This is a genomic window from Bacillus velezensis, from assembly GCF_001461825.1.
Classification (GTDB): Bacteria; Bacillota; Bacilli; order Bacillales; family Bacillaceae; genus Bacillus; species Bacillus velezensis.
Map to the genome: position 1 here is coordinate 490,752 of NZ_LLZC01000020.1, position 18,178 is coordinate 508,929.

Sequence of the window (18,178 nt, forward strand, 5' to 3'; positions counted from 1 at the left end):
AACGACGAGCAAAAAAAGCCAATAAAAAAAGAGATTGGATGCCCTCCAATCTCATGGTCATAAGAATATCAAATTATATTTGCGCCGCTGACAATCAACAGCATGACAAATACATATTCGGTACTCTTCTGTCCTTTTGCCTGAGATTGTGAACCCTTCGGCGCCGCGGAAAACCCGCGGTCTCTCCAGAAGCCGCTCCTGCTGTAGTGCGACCCACAGCAATCATAGCCTGCTACGTATTGAGTTTCTGATAGGAATACCTATCAGCTAACTTTTTATTTTAATGGAAGTTGAATTCATTGTCAATAGGGGGATGAGCTCACGGCGTTATCCCGGTCCAATTTTCGATGCCTGAAGCGCCGTATTTTCCGTTTTCATTGTCTCAAAAAGGTGTTATGCGGTACTATCATATAAGGTCTAATAATGTAAACATTATGTCATACTTTAAATTCACCTTATCATACAATTGCTCGTAAATAAAAAGGGGATGGACGAGATTGGAAACGAAATATTTAGATCTGCTCGCACAAAAATACGATTGTGAAGAAAAAGTGGTCACGGAAATCATTAATCTGAAAGCGATACTGAACCTGCCGAAAGGAACCGAGCATTTCGTCAGTGATCTGCACGGGGAGTATCAGGCATTCCAGCACGTGCTGCGGAACGGTTCAGGAAGGGTAAAAGAGAAGATCCGCGATATTTTCAGCGGTGTCATTTACGATAGAGAAATTGATGAGCTGGCGGCTTTGGTCTATTATCCTGAGGACAAACTGAAACTGATCAAACATGACTTTGATACGAAAGAGGCATTAAACGAGTGGTATAAAGAAACGATTCATCGGATGATTAAGCTCGTTTCTTATTGTTCTTCCAAGTACACCCGCTCCAAATTGCGCAAAGCGCTGCCCGCCCAATTTGCTTATATTTCCGAAGAGCTTCTGTACAAAACAGAACAAGCCGCCAACAAGGAACAATACTATTCCGAAATCATAGAACAGATCATTGCGCTCGGCCAGGCCGATAAGCTGATCACCGGCCTTGCCTACAGCACGCAGCGATTGGTGGTCGACCATCTGCATGTTGTCGGCGATATTTACGACCGCGGACCGCAGCCGGATAAAATCATGGAAGAGCTGATCAACTATCATTCAGTGGATATTCAATGGGGGAATCACGATGTTCTCTGGATAGGCGCTTATTCCGGCTCAAAAGTATGCCTGGCAAACATTATCCGCATCTGTGCCCGCTATGACAATCTGGATATTATTGAAGACGTTTACGGCATCAATCTGAGACCGCTATTGAACCTTGCCGAAAAATATTACGATGATAACCCGTCTTTCCGCCCGAAAGCGGACGAAAACAGACCGGAAGATGAGATTAAACAAATCACAAAAATTCATCAGGCGATCGCGATGATCCAATTCAAGCTTGAGAGCCCGATTATTAAGAGACGGCCGAACTTTAATATGGAGGAACGGCTGTTACTGGAAAAGATCGATTATGACCGCAATGAAATCACGCTGAACGGAAAAACATATCAACTGGAAAACACCTGCTTTGCGACGGTGAATCCTAAACAGCCTGACGAGCTGTTAGAAGAAGAAGCGGAAGTCATGGACAAGCTGCTGTTCTCTGTTCAGAACTCCGAAAAGCTGGGCCGCCATATGAATTTTATGATGAAAAAAGGCAGCCTTTATTTAAAATATAACGGCAACCTGCTGATTCACGGCTGTATTCCCGTCGATGAAAACGGCAGCATGGAAACGATGATGATAGAGGATAAAGCTTATGCGGGCCGTGAGCTGCTCGATGTATTTGAACGGTTCTTACGAGAAGCCTTCGCCCATCCGGAAGAAACCGATGATCTGGCGACAGATATGACGTGGTACTTATGGACAGGCGAATACTCTTCCCTCTTCGGAAAACGCGCCATGACAACCTTTGAGCGATACTTCATTAAAGAGAAGGAAACGCATAAAGAAAAGAAAAATCCGTATTACTATTTGCGTGAAGACGAAGCAGCCTGCCGAAACATCCTGAAGGAATTCGGCCTCAACCCGGATCACGGCCATATCATCAACGGCCATACACCGGTAAAAGAAATCGAAGGCGAAGATCCGATCAAGGCAAACGGAAAAATGATCGTCATCGACGGCGGCTTCTCCAAAGCCTACCAATCCACAACAGGCATCGCCGGCTACACACTCTTATACAACTCTTACGGCATGCAGCTCGTCGCCCATAAACACTTTAACTCCAAGGCCGAAGTGCTGAGCACCGGAACCGACGTCTTAACAGTGAAACGATTAGTCGACAAAGAGCTGGAGCGGAAGAAAGTAAAAGAAACAAACGTCGGTGAAGAATTGATGAAAGAAGTGGCGATTTTGGAGAAGCTGCGGGAGTATCGGTATATGAAGTGAAGAATATGGAGTTCAGAGATGATTCTCTGGGCTCTTTTTTTTACGGTTACGGACTAATGAGTCCCTTTCCCTGTATGTAAAACGGATTTAACCGCTTCTTCAATCTCCCTATAACCGGTACATCTGCAAATATTGGACTCCAGCCAATTTTTAATCGTGTCATCACTTGCATTCGGCTCAGTATTCACTAAAGCATGACAATTCATGAGAAAACCCGGTGTGCAATAACCGCATTGAAACGCGAATTTTTCAATAAAGGCCTTTTGAATCGGCGTATTGATCAGTCCTTCAATTGTCGTAATATCCTTTCCTTCCCCTTCTGCCGCAAGCATTAAGCAAGATTTCATCGGCACCCCGTCCGTTAATACCGTACAGGCGCCGCAATCCCCATTTAAGCAGCCCGGCTTTGCACCAGTTAATCCGAGACGAAGACGAAGAGCAAATAACAAAGTATCAGCCGGTCTGACCGTAATCTGTCTTTCCTCGCCATTTACTTTCAACGTAATAGGATCAGACATTTGGACCTCCTTCTAATTCCCGTAAGGCATCTAAAATTGTATGTTGCAAGACAAATATTCGGTATTCACTTGAGCCTTCTGCATCATCAAGAACAGGTTTGGGTACATATTGTAAAGACCTGCGTACTCTTTCTTCGGCTGATCGGCTTTTATCGTTAAGCACAGCCTCCATTTCAGCAGAACGAAACGGAAATGGACATACGCCGCTGAAGGCCATTCTGATCTCATCATCTTTTTTCAGCGCACAGACTGTCACCAATGGATACCCGACATTCCACTGCTGTCTTCTTTTGATACTGACAAATGGCAGGTCAACGTACGCTCGATCGACAACGACATGAAATAAAAAATCTCCTTTTTGCAATTGTATTTCCTTGTTAAATACTTTATTTATGGGACGGTAATGAATCCCCGCTCTCCCTGCAATCCCTATCAAACTATCGGAAATTAACAACGGCAGCACGGCCTCACGGTAATAGATGCCCCCGCAAATGTTTCCGCCCAGGCTGATCTTATTTCGAGTCGTCCGATCGGCTATTTCACTGACTGTTTTACTTAATAGCGGAAATGGATTTTCTTCCTCCAGTTTCGTTAATGACACGCCCGCTCCGATCACCAGATCATGTTCATAAAAGCGGATGGTTTGAAATCCCGGAAGCGCGTTCATATCTATCACCGCATCCGTATAGATGATATTCACCCTTCCTAACGTGATAATTTCCGTGCCGCCGGAATAATACATTGGTGTTTTCTTTTCGGCCGCAAGCGAGTGAAACAGGCGGGTTGTTTCTTGAATGGTCTTCGGTTTAAAATAGTCAAAATCAAACGGTATCATCTTTCCACCCCTCTTGCGTCCTCCATAATTGTTCGGGAATGAGAGGAAGTTGATTCAATTGGACACCTAAAGCGGCGGACAGGCAATTTCCCAATGCTGCCGGCATCCCCAACAGTCCGTGTTCCCCGCCGCCGCGCGCCCCATAAGGCGCAATCACATGCGGGGTTTCAACAAATTCAATGATATATTCAGGCTGCTCTCCATAGTGAAGGGGGCGGTATGTTCTAAGCTGAGGATTTAATACTCTTCCATATGAATCAAAGACAAAGGTCTCTCTTCCTCCAAATGCAATTCCCATACTCATCGCCCCCATCACTTGGCCCCTTGCCGCTTTTTCATTCAGTACAGTTCCCATATCCACAACAGAATAGGCTTTAGTAATTCTGTACGTATAATCCCGTTTATCCAACTCAACTTCAATTCCCTGAGCACCGACAGCCCACTCGGGTCCCGGCTTTCCTCTTCCCGTTTCCCGGTCTAAATTCGTCATCCGGGTTAATGTGTAATTGCCGCTCGCAATGATTTGGCCGCCAATGGTATTTCCATTTGGAAACGTATATCCGTAAGCAATGTCTTTTATTTCAACATGTACAGAAGGATGATCTATAAAATAAACCTTTCCGTCGGCCACTTCCAATTCCTCGACAGGAACCCGCAACACACATGATGCCACGTCCTTAAGCTTTCGAATGGCTTCCTCCGCTGCATTCAGTACGGCATTTCCGGCCATTAACGTCCCTCTGCTCCCCACGGTTTTCCAATGCTCGGGTGTTGTTTGTGTATCTATAAGCATTTTTACATGAATTTTGCTTATATCCATTTTCATTCGTTCCGCCAGGATTTGGGCTAGCACTGTTTTTGTCCCTGTTCCAATTTCTACTACCCCTGACATCAAATTAATGCTTCCATCGGGATTAAAGGTTAAAAGAACCCCGGACGTTGCATTTGTATCAAATGTTGAAGTTTTCCAAATGCAGCTGATTCCCTTCGCCCGTATCTTCCGGCCGTCGATTTCAATTCGCTGTCCCTCGTCCCAATTCATTAATTCCTTCAATCTTTCAATGCATTTCGGCACATTTCCGACCGTGCTTGAATTGAGAAGAACTTGAGTAGGTGTAGTGTCACCGGGACGAATGGCATTTTTATAGCGGAGTTCTAACGGGTCCATGTTCAGCTTTTCCGCCAATACATCCATCGTCCGCTCAAAGGCAAATAACACTTCAGCATGGCTGTAGCCCCTGAATGCACTTGGATATGGATGATTCGTATACATACAATATGAATCACACCGTATATGATCGATAGCGTACGGACCCGTACAATCAACCACCGCAGCCCGGCTGATGTCCACTCCTTTATCAGAATACGCTCCGCCATCAAATAAAAACTGAATGTCTGCCGCCTTTAAGATTCCATCCTTTGCAGCCCCTAATTTGACAATGGCATCCAATCCTATATGAACGGGAGATGTGATCATATCCTCTTCTCTCGTATTAAATAATTTGACGGGCCGGCCTCCAACCGCTTTTGATGCCAAATAGGCAATCACCTCTAACTGAACGGCCGCTTTTCCCCCGTACGCTCCTCCTACTAAAGGCGTTTTGACGATAACCTTTCCGGGTTCGATTCCAAAATACCACTGCATTAATTTTTTAATGGCAAAAGGAGCTTGAGAAGATGTGGTAATGATAATCTCCTCATCCGCGCGAATTTCAGCAATCGAGCATCTTGTCTCCATCGCAGCGTGATCAGAAGGGTTAAAGGAAATCTGGAATTCTGCTGTCACATCACTTTCCCTAAACCCGTCTTCAATATTTCCTTTTCTAACCTTATCCAGGTTTGCGATATTTGTCTTCGGAACCGGGAATACACCTTTTGTCTTCTCATAGCGGTCCGCATTTTCATGGACGAGTGGCGCATCCTTTTGAAAGGCCTCACGGGGGGAATTGACGACGGGAAGAGGTTTATAAGATACTTTGATGGCATCCGCTGCCTTTTTAGCTGTAATTGGATTTTCCGCAACAACAACAGCAACCGGCTCACCATGGTATCTGACCCTTTTATAAGCAATCGGCGATCTGTCTTTAATTTCCTCACCTGCAAGCGGAAAAGGTTCATCCCCCAATATCGCTCTCACGCCGGGAATCTTCCAAGCTTCTGAAAAGTCCATAGACACAATATCGGCATGCGCATATGGACTGGTCAGCATTTTTGCGTGTAATGTGCCTGTTTCTTGAAAATCATCCGTATATTTCGCTTTACCCGTCACTTTTTCAAAGGCCTCTTTCCGAATGACACTCTTCCCGATATACTCCAACTCATTCACTCCCCGAATTTATTCAGCAGCAGCGTATAATCTTCAGCTGTATCGACGTCATAAAAAAGCAAAGGGTCTTGAAAGCTGATCATTTTTCCCGTCTTGATCATACTTTCACGGATCACATGCCGGGCGCCCTGATCTCCCTTTAACTGATGCAATACCGGAAAACATTGATTGGAGAATAAAATGGGGGGCATAGGAAGATGTTGATTTTCAGCGGCGATAAATGAATAACGGCGCTCCTTTTGATAGGAATCAATTAACGTATTGATAATATCTGCGGTGACAAACGGCTGATCTGCAAGGAGAATGATAACGGCGTCAGCCTCATACTCTGCCGCTTTTTTTACACCGCATTTTATAGAATGGCTTTGGCCCTTACCCGCTTGCTCACATTCTGCCTGGCTCCACTTGCTTGATATGGGGTCTAAAAAGAAAAAATCCGAAAGCCAATGCAGTGAATCTCCCTTTCTCGTAATAACAAAAATATGATCTACTTCAGATAACAAGGCATTTTTAAGAGCCATACTTCCGAGGGAGACGCCATTGAGAAATAAACTTCGCTTATCCGTCCCCATGCGTCTGCTTGTACCGGCTGCCAGGTAAATGGCTGCTGTTTTCATAAAGCAGACCTTTGCTTTCGCATTTTTTTAATCATCTCGCCGACAATACTTACAGCAATCTCTTCAGGCCCTTGTGCCCCGATGGGAAGCCCGATAGGGGAATGTATATCTTCCGGAATCTCAGCCCCGCCTAAAAGCCGCTCCGTGCGCCTTCTGGGGCCTAAAACGCCTTTATAAAACACATTCTTGTTTTTTAATGTATGTAAAATGATCTGATCTTTTTGAAAGCTGTGCGTCATAATGACAACAAAATCCCTTTTTGTCATGCTCAGCCCTTCCATGACTTCTTCCGGTGCTCCCGTTATCAAATGGCCGGCTTCAGGAAAATGCCCGTGATGACATAAAGCGGGGCGCCAGTCAATCACCGTCACATGAAAACCCGTACCGGCTGCCAAAGAAACTAACGGCTTCGCATCTTCCCCTGCTCCGAAGACATATAGACAAGGCTTTGGCACCATCTGATGGATAAAAAATAAATCAGATGTATGTTCATCCCTTTTGATTCCCTTTTCTATCTGTCTCAGTTTTTGAATACGGCCTTGTTCCATAACATCCCCGGTTCCAAACACGCTGCCGTCTTCAGCTATATACAGATCTTCCTTCGGCTCTAACGTTTTAGTGAATCGTTTCATTCGGGTCACAGACTTTTTTTCATCTAAGCATGTCTTGACTGTCATCAGATTTCGTTCCAATTCCCCTTTTACAGGCTCAAGTAAAACCGTCAAAACACCATTACAGCCAATGCCCTGTCCCCAGGACAAATCGTCCTCCGCGCTCATATCAAAGCGGACAATCAACGGCTCTCCTGCAGCCCAGACCTGTTCTGACCGTTCAACGAGATCTTCTTCCAGACAACCGGCGGATAACATTCCGACTCTTGTTTTATCCCCTAAAATCAGCATGGAAGCCCCTTCTTTCTTATAAGCGGACCCCTCTGTTTTAATGATGGTAGCCAGTACCTTAGCTTTCTTAGTATTGGCGATGACATCCAAAATCCGGTGTATATCATCCATCCCATGTCCCCCGCTTTTACCTGATCATATCTGCATCTTTATATCCGTATTCTTTATTTCCGGAAAACATTACAAACGCTTCAGCAATTTCTTCGTTTCTAAAAAAAAAGAGTCTTTATAGACCTTATGACCGGGCGGCGGGTGCGACAGCATGTCGGAACGGAGAGATTCCAATAACATGACCTGTTCCTTCTGTTTCCAATTGTCTGTTTCACCATGCTGTATGCCTTTAAAACCCGCAAAGTATTCACTTAACACTTGTAAATCATTCCCCAGCTCCCTTTTGTCACTTGAAGATAAAGCTCCTTCTTTTTCCCATTCTTTTAACGTTTTCACTATATTTGATAGATACTCAAATCCGGCGTTCAACTTTTGCATCTCTATTTGATAGCTTGAAATGATGATTTTATGTTTTTTTCTGACGGGGTTGAATTTTAAGCTGTCAGAGGCTGTTTGCAGCATCTCTTTTGCCGTATGCAGCTCCCGCAGAAGATGGTTCATTTTATATTCCATAAGGTTCCCTTTTCCTTGTCCCCACTCTGATTGCACCCATTTGGAGAGGTCTGAAAGTGTGCCGGAAAGCTGACGAGCCAATGTTTGAAAAGAGTCCGCTGCCTTTTTTGTGTAGTCCGGCGGAAAAAGGAACATGTGAACCAGAATGGCGATGATGACGCCGATCACCGTATCGATGATTCGGTCGAATGCATAATCTTTAGAGTTCCGTTCAAACGTAAAGACCAACAAAATGGTGAGCGCTGCCTGATGTAAAACCGTTACATCTATTCGTAACCACTTCGCAATGTAAGTACCGCCTAATAGGAACAGCCCCAGCATCCAGCCATTCATTGGCAAGTGACTGACAAGATAGGACGTTAGCATGATCCCAATCGCAGTTCCCGCAATACGATGAAAAGAAAAGCGAATCGACTGATCTATCGTTGGCTGCAAACATAAGATAACAGATAGAGGCGCTAAATAGGGATGATCAGAGCCCGCCAGTTTTGCCGCTTCCCAAGAAACAGCAGATGCAATCGCCATCTTCCAAACCAAAGATGTTTTGTTTTGAATTTTTTCACTTTTCACCATACACCCCCTCCTTTCAGAAACCTTTTCCACTAGGTTTCCGTGACGCAAAGGGATTTATACTGTCGTATGGAAAAAGCGGAAGATGGGAGAACGTTAGCAAATGATACATTATTTACTACTCTTTGCAGGTGCTTCACCTTTCTTGATAGCTTCGCCCCAGATATGAAGCCTGTCCCCCTATGCCTTTCGAAGGGAAACATACAAACCGTGTTGGTTAATGTGATGAAATTGGGTGAATTTTTTATCATTTTATATGTTAAGGGTTTAAGAAGCAGAATGCCTTTGTTAGTATGGCAACCAAAGGAGGAGGATCAATTATGCAAAGCAAAATGAAGCTAACCGCAGTGAAACTGGCAGCCTTGGTATTCCTAGTAGGTGCCTTTGCCCTCCCGGTTTTACCCCATGCTGCGGCTGCCGCAGCATCCCAAGCTACATACAAAGTTGAGAACCTCAACGACAGTGAGCTGAAGATGACGTTCAATCATGCAGATGTTCATATTGACGCTAAAGGCAATGCAACCCTAAAAGACAACATAACGGGCGAGGAGCAGGCTCTTCCGAAAAGCTCTACTGACAAAAATGGTGACCCCGTTACACTGAAATATGAAAAAATCAAAAATGGCGTTTTAGTCAAAGTCGTAAACAAAGACGCTGGAAAAACGAGCGGGTCAATCAGCACCCAATCAGTTGGGAAATGTATTCTAGGTACTGGCGGCGGTGCGGTAACTGGCGGCGGCACACTGGGTCTTGCAGGAGCTGCTGTAGGAACAGTCACAATACCCGGCATCGGAACAGTAGGAGCGGGTGCCGTCGGAGCCATTACCGGTGCTGTTGGCGGTGCAATGACAGGAGCTGCTGCATCTTGCTTTTAACCATAAAGAAAAAGGGGCCCGCGCCCCTTTCTTTTACTAACTATGGAAGGTGGTCGACATGTACAAAATCATCATTCCTTCAATACTAGCCATCTTCATTCTCTGGATACTCTTACAGATTTCACTGGAGATAAGCATCGTTAAGAATCCATTGAATTATTTTATTGTATTCATTGTCTTCTTTCTCTTTATTAAGATGGTGAAAGAGAAGCAACAGTAGGTTGCTTCTTTTACCATGTGTAGAAAATAAATCCATATCTTAATGAATTGTATAAGCAGAAAACAGGCTATTATTCTCTATTGTACCTTGAGAGCAGGTAAAGGAAGCTTAGGTTTTGAACATTATGTTTGAGCGGAAGTTTAGTTTAACCGAGAAAATAATCTTAAAATGAATCTTAAACAGCAATACAGTAATAATCGGATTCACGATTATTAAAAGTGTATGTTTACCTTTATGATTTAAAGCGGTTCAACAATAGAGTTTATTATATTCTTGGTTAGTATTAGAAATGATATTTCCATTTCATTTTAATTTGGCAGATGACTAGAATACTTTTCTCCGAACTTTTCTATATCACTATAAAAAGGGTATTTTAAGGACTTTAGGCCAGTTACATTCCACGGGAATACTAACGCTGATTACCTGTTATAGTCTTCAATAATCGAAATCGTTTTATTTGCCACTTCACTCCCAAGTGAGGCATACAATTTCTTATCGCCAATAACATAAAATTCTTCTTTAGCTCGTGTAGCTGCAACATTCATCATATTTGGATCAGAAACAGCCCATCTTGCTGCCCCACTGCTATTAGTGTCCGCTCCAAGAACAAAATAGACAATTTTTGCTTCTTTTCCTTGAAAAGTATGGACAGTTCCGATGTTTGTTTTTTTCCCATTTTCGCGTTTCGTAAAGTTAATTTCATCTAAAACTTGTGCAAGTTTATAAGCCACATTTCTAAATGGAGATATAACATAGATTTCTTCCGCTAAGTCTGGATTTTCCTGCAAACGCTTATCAATCAGACTTTTCAGTAAGTCAGCTTGTTCTTTAACAAATTTGTCATTTGCTTTTCCGGTTGAATCATACCATTGTGATTTTCCTTGTGACTCATCTTCTGATTTACCTTGTACCATCAACCCATCATACGAGATTTCATTTGAAATCGTAAACATCGGATAGTTTGAACGTCTGTGCACCCAAAGTGGTATGCCAATCCATTCATCCTCATTTTTTTGGAAACCATACTGACTTGCAGCATCCACAATCGTTTGAGTAGAAGCATCAGCAGAGACAAACTTTTCATCAACTTTATAATACCTTCCAATCAATGTCAGGACATTTGAATCTAACGTCAACACTGGTTTTATTTGTGATGGATCCCCAACCACCATAACCTTTTTACTTCTAAAAATTGCGCCAACACTTGCCTGCGGTAGTGCTTGGCCTGCCTCATCTATGAATAGGTTACCTATTGAATTTTCATTAAGGTTTTTAAACATTCTACCAAAACTAGCAAAAGTAGTACTGACAACAGGGATAGCAAAATTCAACCATTGCCATGATTCTGAAATTAACTGATGTCCATTCTCTTTTCCAATGTATTCGGACTGTTTATTCCAAATAATTCTTGCCGCTCTCAAATTCTTTCTGTTTTCATACAGGAATTGCTTTCTAACCTTTAAGGCTGAAATGAATAATTCTGATTGTAAAATACGAAAGCGCTTGGTAAACCATGGATTAGACTTTTGAAGTTCATCATATGATAGTGAGAAATCTAGTTCTTCTATTCCACTTTGAAATTTGAGTTTTTCTAATAACGCAATTTCTTGTTCCAATTTCTGCAAATCATTTTGTTGAGTAGTCATCCATTGTTCGAAATCAGCTTTTGTGTCCTGAATTTGTTGCCGAGTATATTCAATTTTAACGGAATTTACCTTTAGTTCATTTTCGAATTTCATGCGCTCATTCAACAATATAGTCTTTTGTTGAGAAAGATGATTTAAATGAGCATTCGTATTATTGAGATTTTTGAAATACTGCTCAACTTTTGATTTATTAAATATTTTCTGGAACCATAAAAAACTTGGCTTTTGTGAAGTAACTACATCATAATTCCGTTCAGCTTGAGCTTGTAAATCATTCAAATTTTTGATTTCAATGGAACAATCCGATAACTTTTTTTGGAGATTTACGCTTTCTTGTCTCAGCCTTTCAAGTTCACGCTGCGCTTCTTCCTCCTGTGAAATCAAATTTGCTCGTTTCTCTGTTACTTCTTGTTCAAAAGCAATGGTTTGCTCCTTATGCTTGGTTTTAAATTTTTGAAGAGAATACATTTTCTTGCTATATTCCTGAATTTTTTCTCTTTCAGTTTTTAATTCATCATAGAGACACGCGAATTCTTGATATACACTTACATCTGTATTCGCTTGATAATTTTCTTCTAAATCTTTTTCAATTACTTCAATGGTTAAAAGTAACTTGTTAATGTTTGTTGACGCTCCGCCTTCCAACGAAAATGTACCCCAATTATCCTCATTTAAAAGCTCACTTTTTATCTTGCGATTCTTTCCGAAACCTTCACCAGTTAATTTAGAATTAGAAACATCTTTAAAATAATTTGCTTCCTCTAGTTGCTTTTGAAAATCGTCAGCAATCTTTTCTTTCTTTGGTAACTCCTTAACAATATTTTGGACTGCCCCATTGTTTGAACTTGCTACAATAATATTCTTATCTGAAATGGAATCCGGTAAAACACCAAGTTTGGCACTCTGCCAATAAACTAGACTACCTTGAATATTTTTATCAGACAGCTGTAAAATTTCCGCTGCCTGTTGCACTACTAAATCAGCGAAAATATCTTTTAACAGTGTTGTTTTCCCTGTTCCTGGCGGTCCATTGACACTACGAATATCATTTTCATCATTTAAAGCAAGATTTACCGCAACCTGTTGCATGAATGAAAGCGCAAACTTAGGATTACTGGGGAAACGTCCCAACGGATAAAATTTAGGTTGCAAAATCATCTCGAAAACATGTGAATTAAAATGAGTTGATTCTTTTTTACCATCTAAATTTTTTCTGTATCCAGAAAAGCCATTAAAATATCTATCCAAATTTTTATTAGTGATTGTCTTTGCCTTGTTCAGATCTCCAATAAAAAACGAATGTAGATTCACATCTCCATTATCCAAGTTTTTCATAAATGCATAGCGGAAATTTTCTGTAGTAACATTATAATTTTGTAAGAGTTCAGAAAATGCGGTATTAAAATCCTCATCAAATTTTCTGTTCAAGTCTTCTCTAAATGAGTTTTCAACTTTTAAAATATCTTTCGGTAAATCGCCATGTCGGCGGATATAACCGCTCATCGTATAGAACAATTTGTCTGCTATGAAATTTAATTGGTTATCAAAATATAAAGAGAAGGTAAATTTGTCAGAGTTACTAACTTCTTCGCAGGTCTTGGCGATCTTATATTTCTCCCTCAATATGTCAACAATCTCTTGAAAATTGAATATATCAAAATATAATACTAAGCCCGACTTCTTAAAGAACTTATCTGATACATTTTGCTGTTCTTTTTGTTTAGTTAAAAAGTCTAAAAAAAACTTATTCCAGTCCTTCTCCACTGTATATAAAGGCTTTAGAGCTTTATCTTTTTTATTAATAGAACCTTCTGATAGTTGTTCTATCGTAATCCAAGCATTTAAAATGTCTTTCCTTCCGTTCATACTATCCCCCATCATCATCCATATATAGAAAACTTGAATTATAAGTTGCATTTGTGTATTTAAATAATCGAGAGTTTCTCATAGACAAAATTAGATTTACTAGAAGCTTTTTAACAAATGATAATGTTTGGATTTAATGAGGCTGAACTAGTTCATCAACTTTATATCAATATTTTACATTTTTAATATTTTCACAACATTCTTTATCCAAGAAAAAATTTACTATGATAAAGAAAATGTTTCTTAGCTTAATTTGTATCAAAAGGCTCGACTTAAATTTGTTTTTCTTTTATCAATTGTAAAACCTCACTCACTTATGATAAGGCTCACCACGATTAATCCGAAACGCCCGATAAATCTGCTCTACTAAAATCAACCTCATCAGCTGATGAGGAAACGTCATTTTCGAGAAAGACAACTTTTCATCCGCTCGCTTCATCACTGCGTCACTCAATCCGAGTGAGCCGCCGATGACGAAGGTGATTTTACTTTTTCCATATGTCGCCAGCTTATCTATTGTATCGGCCAGTTCTTCGGATGTTTTCATTTTTCCTTCGATGGCGAGGGCGATGACGTGGGTGTCCGGGCTGATTTTGGCCAGGATGCGTTCGCCTTCTTTGTCTTTGACAATTTTCATGTCTTGGTCGCTCAGGTTTTCCGGTGCTTTTTCGTCCGGGAGTTCGATGATGTCGATTTTTGCGTAGGCTGAGAGTCGTTTTTTGTATTCTTCAATGCCTTGCTTGAGGTATTTTTCTTTTAGTTTTCCAATTGTCACGATATTGATATTCACAGGTCATCCCCACTTTAGAAACAAGTTATTCATATATATTGTCCACAATTGTGGATATCTTTTCTGTATTTTGTGTAGGATCATTCGTTCCCTACTAGATATGTTGCAGTGTCCCCACATAATTCACAGGCTGTGGATAAACTGTTAGTATGTTCGATTTTTCTGATTTCGGGCGGAAGCTCATGATCATCTATGTACATGTCCAGCACGGTTTCGATATGTTCTTCACAAGAATAATAAGCGGTTTTCATTGTTACATCCTCCGATTTTCTTTTGCACACGGCAATTGTTCTCTTTTCAATATAACCTATTTATACACATGTTAGTAGTGCTTCGGGCTGAGTTTTATCCACAATTCGGCAAATCACGCGCAAAAAGAGCCGGCGTTTTTAGCATCCGGCTCTTTACGTGTTTTCTCTTTTTTCTAAGCGAAGGACGAACAGAATTCCTAATAGACACGCCAGCAGTGTAGAGCATACATCTATCCAGTCCAGCTTTCCGCCGTTTAAAAAAGAGTTGGTTATCACGGAAACCAGGAGAATGGTTACGGTCACCGCGGCAAGCTTTTTCTTCATCGGCTCCCTCCTAAATTCCTCTATCTCTATGTTCGGTCGGCTTTTTTCTTGTTATATAGCCTGATCATGAGGGTCACAACGATATATACAATCATAATCAATGCCCCGTTACTCACATCAGGGTATCCAATCAACATATTCATTATGACAAAAACAATGGTTATACAAATGACGGACAACAATAAGAAGATACTGAATGATTTCAAATGAACACCTTCTTTCTTGCAGTAACGTTTCATTATAAAAAGCTTACCAAAAGCGGCAAGCTCTTCCGAAATGTTTATACTCTTCAAAACCCACCCATCACCTGCACATCATACAGCTTGAGATGGCTTTTCGGCGTGACGATGTTTTTTAAGTTTGGGATGGTCAGGTCGTTCAGCTTTTTGCCCGTTTTCAGGTCGAAAGATTCGATTTTGGCGGGCTTTTTGTAGCTGTACGTAAACAGATACAGCTTTCCGTTTTGATGAGTCAGCTCCTTGAAGTCGGCCTTCATTCGGGATGCGGGGAGCTTGAAGGCTTTTTTGCTTTTTCCGGTCTCAGGGTTGATGCGGTAGACGGTTCCGAAGCCGTCAACGAAATAGAAGCTGCGCCGCTCCATGAAAAAGCTTTTTTTGAAGCTGAACGGCATGGAGTCATAGATCGTCTGTTCGTCATTTTTATAAGCGGCGATGTCATATGTTTTGATGGCGCCGCTGTTTTTCATGACTTTCACCATTTGATAGATGTGATCTGCTTTTTCCCCTCTGGTGACAAAGCAGACGGCGCTGTCGTCCGCGGCGAGCTGGGATTCGACAGACGTGCCTTCTTTATACGTCCACGTCGCGATTGATGTTGTATGGAGCTTTTCTTTATCGGCCTGAATGTCTTGGACGTGATAGCCTTTTTCGTCATCTGTCGGCGTAAGTGCGAAAAGATGATCTTTAAAAAAGCCTGAAGCGCGGATATAGTGCGGGATGACGTCTTGCTTCCACTTGCCGTCAATCTGGCGGTACAGCTCTGAGCGATAGCTGCCGCCGCTCTTGTCGTAGCCCGAATTATACAGCGTGTAAAAGCCTTTCGCCCGTTCGATATATCCCGCACTGTCTCCCGTATGCTGGTACGCTCTTTTATACGTGTGAAGGCCGCCCTGAACGGTGTAGATTCCTTTTTTGTCCTCCAGCAGCACGCTGCTGTCATGCACTTTGGCCGATCCGAGCTCAAGCCCCTTCATGTGATAAGAAGAAAGCCGTCCTTTTTCATCGGCGAAGAGGGCGTAGCTTTTTCCGCCGCCGAACGTGTCTTGGTCAGCCGCAGTGGAGAAATACAGCAGCGCCTCTTTATCTTTCAGAAAATCAGGGTCATTTAATGTGTCTCTCGCAACCTCCGCAGGATCTTCCGTGCGGAAATAGAAGAAGCATAAGACCGCTGCGGCGGCGATGATCACTAAGGGAATCCAGATGATTTTTTTCACATTGTTCTCCTTAGTGAATGGTCAGAATCGTGGTTGTGTAGGACGAGCTTGTGATGTCGCGCGGATATACGCCTAAGCCGCCGTTAGAGTCGATATCAATCCCCGCTTTTAAAAGGAATGCCGACCACAGCAGTTTTGAGCAGTTTTTGGCGCCTTCATGGCCCGTATTTCTGTTATTGACGAAGTTGAAGGAGTACTCATCACCGACTCTTGATACAGCCCAGTCAGCGGCGGCTTGTTTTTGGGCGTCGGTGACTTTTACGGTCTGGACGATTGAATTGTCTTCGACTTCTCTGCCGTTATAAGCAATCTGGCGGACGCCGTCTCCCGGCACGGATTCGACAATTTTATCAGCGGATGAATACATGCCGACATGCCCGTGGTTGTAATAAGCCGTGTATGAGTTCGTGTAATAAATATTGCCTTTTGTGCTTTTCGGAAGTTTTTTGGTTCCTGACGATCCGCCCATCGCAGAGATCTCTTCTTTGGAAGCGATTACATTTCCTTGCACCTTGTCTGCCGTGATTTCTTGATGAAACTGCTTGAGAATTGCTTCTGTTGAAACGTGCTTCTGTTTGGCAAGCTCTTTGGCGGATTGGAGAACGTCTTGAGGAGTCGTGCCCTGCTGAAGCTCTGCGATTTCTTTTGCGTAGCGGGCTGTTTCTGTTTCTTTCGCTTTTACATTCATACCGGAGAACGACAGAACCATGGTGAATGACAGGGCAAACGGGAGGACGGCTTTGAACAGCTTTTTACACATCATGACTTCGCCTCTTTTCTTTGAGTATAATTTTTCCACATTTGTATTATATGACGGAATTGCGATAAAAAAATATACAATTTACAGATTTTTAAAAATTTTATAACAATATGTAAATCTTATGCATAAAACATTTTCAAATATAAGGAAATCCGGTTATCATACAAGAAAGGGGGAGGACATATGAAGGACAGAACGATCGGTTCGATGCGGGTTTCCGCAATGGGGTTAGGGTGCATGGGCATGTCGGAATACTATGGCAGCCAGAGTGAGGAAGAGTCGATTTCCACACTGCATCATGCCGTTCATCTCGGCGTGAATTTGTTTGATACGGCTGATCAGTACGGATTGGGTGCGAATGAAGAACTTGTCGGCAGAGCGCTCGCCCCATTCAGAAAGGAGCTGTGCCTCGCGACGAAATTCGGTTATGTCCGAAGTGAAAAGGGTGAGTTTATCGAAATTAACGGACGGCCCGATTATGTGAAAAAAGCGTGTGACGCCAGTCTGAAACGTCTCGGGACGGATTATATCGACCTTTATTATCTGCACCGGGTTGATCCGCGGGTGCCGATTGAAGAAACTGTCGGCGCCATGAAGGAGCTGATAGACGAAGGAAAGGTGAGGTTTATCGGATTGTCAGAGGCTTCCGCAGAAACGATCAGGCGCGCCGTCCGCATTCACCCGATTGCCGCGCTTCAATCGGAATATTCTTTATGGAGCAGGGAAGCGGAGGAGCATGTGCTGCCCGCCTGCCGTGAGCTCGGCATCTCTTTTGTGCCTTACAGTCCGCTCGGCAGAGGTTTTCTTTCCGGAAAGATGACGTCGACCGATCAGCTGGATGCCGATGATTACAGAAGAAGAACGCCGAGATTCCAGGGAGACAATTTGGCGGTGAATATAGGGCTCGTCCAAAAACTTACCGCCATTGCCCGGGAAATGAATATTACCGCGCCTCAGCTTGCGCTCGCATGGGTTCTCGCAAACGGCGATGATCTCATTCCGATCCCGGGCACAAAAAAGAAACACTACATGGAAGAGAACCTCGCCGCTCTCGACATTGTGCTTCCCGAGGATGTGAAGGCACGATTGGATGAGATGTTTCCGATCGGCACCGCGGCCGGCGAGCGTTATCCGGAACACATGATGACATTGTTAGATGAATAACAAAAGAGGCCCAG

The 18,178-nt window shown here is 42.6% G+C and carries 16 protein-coding genes and 1 riboswitch; of the genes, 4 read left to right on the plus strand and 12 right to left on the minus strand.

The features are described from left to right. Positions 1-118: 118 nt before the first annotated feature. A riboswitch (glycine riboswitch) is annotated at positions 119-199 on the minus strand. A gap of 298 nt (positions 200-497) precedes the next feature. After that, positions 498-2,423, plus strand: coding sequence for a fructose-1,6-bisphosphatase (gene fbp, locus AR442_RS17495; RefSeq protein WP_014419314.1), 1,926 nt, complete (start codon positions 498-500; stop codon positions 2,421-2,423). A gap of 53 nt (positions 2,424-2,476) precedes the next feature. Here fbp and AR442_RS17500 read toward each other — a convergent pair whose 3' ends face one another. The 6 genes from AR442_RS17500 to AR442_RS17525 form a co-directional block, all read right to left on the minus strand. Next, complete coding sequence (locus tag AR442_RS17500) at positions 2,477-2,941, minus strand: (2Fe-2S)-binding protein (protein WP_015240928.1); 465 nt, start codon at positions 2,939-2,941, stop codon at positions 2,477-2,479. After that, entirely contained in the window at positions 2,934-3,776 is an 843-nt protein-coding gene (locus AR442_RS17505) for an FAD binding domain-containing protein (protein ID WP_053285289.1), read from the minus strand. The genes AR442_RS17500 and AR442_RS17505 overlap by 8 nt, the downstream gene beginning before the upstream one ends. Then, a complete protein-coding gene (locus tag AR442_RS17510) occupies positions 3,763-6,093 on the minus strand; it encodes a xanthine dehydrogenase family protein molybdopterin-binding subunit (RefSeq protein WP_053285288.1) in 2,331 nt (776 codons plus the stop codon). Before AR442_RS17510 ends, AR442_RS17505 begins: the two co-directional genes overlap by 14 nt. Positions 6,094-6,098: 5 nt before the next feature. After that, positions 6,099-6,719, minus strand: a complete 621-nt coding sequence (locus AR442_RS17515; protein WP_053285287.1) for an NTP transferase domain-containing protein — start codon at positions 6,717-6,719, stop codon at positions 6,099-6,101. Beyond that, positions 6,716-7,732 (minus strand): XdhC family protein, encoded by a 1,017-nt coding sequence (locus AR442_RS17520; protein WP_029973002.1) that lies wholly within the window; start codon positions 7,730-7,732, stop codon positions 6,716-6,718. Before AR442_RS17520 ends, AR442_RS17515 begins: the two co-directional genes overlap by 4 nt. Positions 7,733-7,801: 69 nt before the next feature. Continuing rightward, positions 7,802-8,818, minus strand: coding sequence for an FUSC family protein (locus AR442_RS17525; protein ID WP_014419320.1), 1,017 nt, complete (start codon positions 8,816-8,818; stop codon positions 7,802-7,804). Positions 8,819-9,135: 317 nt separating this feature from the next. On the opposite strand from AR442_RS17525, the gene AR442_RS17535 reads away from it, so the two are divergent. Then, positions 9,136-9,690 (plus strand): hypothetical protein, encoded by a 555-nt coding sequence (locus AR442_RS17535; RefSeq protein ID WP_014419321.1) that lies wholly within the window; start codon positions 9,136-9,138, stop codon positions 9,688-9,690. A gap of 58 nt (positions 9,691-9,748) precedes the next feature. Beyond that, positions 9,749-9,910, plus strand: coding sequence for a hypothetical protein (locus tag AR442_RS20385; RefSeq protein WP_004393168.1), 162 nt, complete (start codon positions 9,749-9,751; stop codon positions 9,908-9,910). 419 nt (positions 9,911-10,329) lie between these two features. Here AR442_RS20385 and AR442_RS20910 read toward each other — a convergent pair whose 3' ends face one another. The 6 genes from AR442_RS20910 to AR442_RS17565 all read right to left on the minus strand — a co-directional run bounded on the left by AR442_RS20910 (position 10,330) and on the right by AR442_RS17565 (position 17,000). Next, a complete protein-coding gene (locus tag AR442_RS20910; protein ID WP_021494649.1) occupies positions 10,330-13,422 on the minus strand; it encodes an AAA domain-containing protein in 3,093 nt (1,030 codons plus the stop codon). 310 nt (positions 13,423-13,732) lie between these two features. Continuing rightward, positions 13,733-14,212, minus strand: a complete 480-nt coding sequence (gene rlmH / locus AR442_RS17550) for a 23S rRNA (pseudouridine(1915)-N(3))-methyltransferase RlmH (protein ID WP_007407874.1) — start codon at positions 14,210-14,212, stop codon at positions 13,733-13,735. A gap of 80 nt (positions 14,213-14,292) precedes the next feature. Continuing rightward, on the minus strand, positions 14,293-14,463 hold the full coding sequence (locus AR442_RS20155) for a CxxH/CxxC protein (protein ID WP_004393147.1): 171 nt from the start codon (positions 14,461-14,463) through the stop codon (positions 14,293-14,295). A gap of 153 nt (positions 14,464-14,616) precedes the next feature. Beyond that, entirely contained in the window at positions 14,617-14,787 is a 171-nt protein-coding gene (locus AR442_RS20690) for a hypothetical protein (RefSeq protein WP_162838274.1), read from the minus strand. Between the two features lie 289 nt (positions 14,788-15,076). Further along, complete coding sequence (locus AR442_RS17560) at positions 15,077-16,240, minus strand: hypothetical protein (RefSeq protein WP_053285286.1); 1,164 nt, start codon at positions 16,238-16,240, stop codon at positions 15,077-15,079. Between the two features lie 10 nt (positions 16,241-16,250). Continuing rightward, a complete protein-coding gene (locus AR442_RS17565) occupies positions 16,251-17,000 on the minus strand; it encodes a YiiX/YebB-like N1pC/P60 family cysteine hydrolase (RefSeq protein WP_053285369.1) in 750 nt (249 codons plus the stop codon). Between the two features lie 183 nt (positions 17,001-17,183). Between AR442_RS17565 and AR442_RS17570 the strand changes: the two genes are divergently transcribed. Then, positions 17,184-18,164 carry an aldo/keto reductase gene (locus AR442_RS17570; protein WP_053285285.1) on the plus strand — a complete coding sequence of 327 codons (981 nt, stop codon included), beginning with the start codon at positions 17,184-17,186 and terminating at the stop codon, positions 18,162-18,164. The last annotated feature ends 14 nt before the right edge of the window (positions 18,165-18,178 follow it).

Excerpts from the sequence above, each read along its gene's own strand:
- AR442_RS17500 (WP_015240928.1), bottom strand. The coding sequence starts at position 2,941 with ATGTCTGATCCTATTACGTTGAAAGTAAATGGCGAGGAAAGACAGATT.
- AR442_RS17505 (WP_053285289.1), bottom strand. The coding sequence starts at position 3,776 with ATGATACCGTTTGATTTTGACTATTTTAAACCGAAGACCATTCAAGAA.
- AR442_RS17515 (WP_053285287.1), bottom strand. The coding sequence starts at position 6,719 with ATGAAAACAGCAGCCATTTACCTGGCAGCCGGTACAAGCAGACGCATG.
- AR442_RS17520 (WP_029973002.1), bottom strand. The coding sequence starts at position 7,732 with ATGGATGATATACACCGGATTTTGGATGTCATCGCCAATACTAAGAAA.
- AR442_RS17525 (WP_014419320.1), bottom strand. The coding sequence starts at position 8,818 with ATGGTGAAAAGTGAAAAAATTCAAAACAAAACATCTTTGGTTTGGAAG.
- AR442_RS17535 (WP_014419321.1), top strand. The coding sequence starts at position 9,136 with ATGCAAAGCAAAATGAAGCTAACCGCAGTGAAACTGGCAGCCTTGGTA.
- AR442_RS20385 (WP_004393168.1), top strand. The coding sequence starts at position 9,749 with ATGTACAAAATCATCATTCCTTCAATACTAGCCATCTTCATTCTCTGG.
- AR442_RS20910 (WP_021494649.1), bottom strand. The coding sequence starts at position 13,422 with ATGAACGGAAGGAAAGACATTTTAAATGCTTGGATTACGATAGAACAA.
- AR442_RS20155 (WP_004393147.1), bottom strand. The coding sequence starts at position 14,463 with ATGAAAACCGCTTATTATTCTTGTGAAGAACATATCGAAACCGTGCTG.
- AR442_RS20690 (WP_162838274.1), bottom strand. The coding sequence starts at position 14,787 with ATGAAGAAAAAGCTTGCCGCGGTGACCGTAACCATTCTCCTGGTTTCC.
- AR442_RS17565 (WP_053285369.1), bottom strand. The coding sequence starts at position 17,000 with ATGTGTAAAAAGCTGTTCAAAGCCGTCCTCCCGTTTGCCCTGTCATTC.
- AR442_RS17570 (WP_053285285.1), top strand. The coding sequence starts at position 17,184 with ATGAAGGACAGAACGATCGGTTCGATGCGGGTTTCCGCAATGGGGTTA.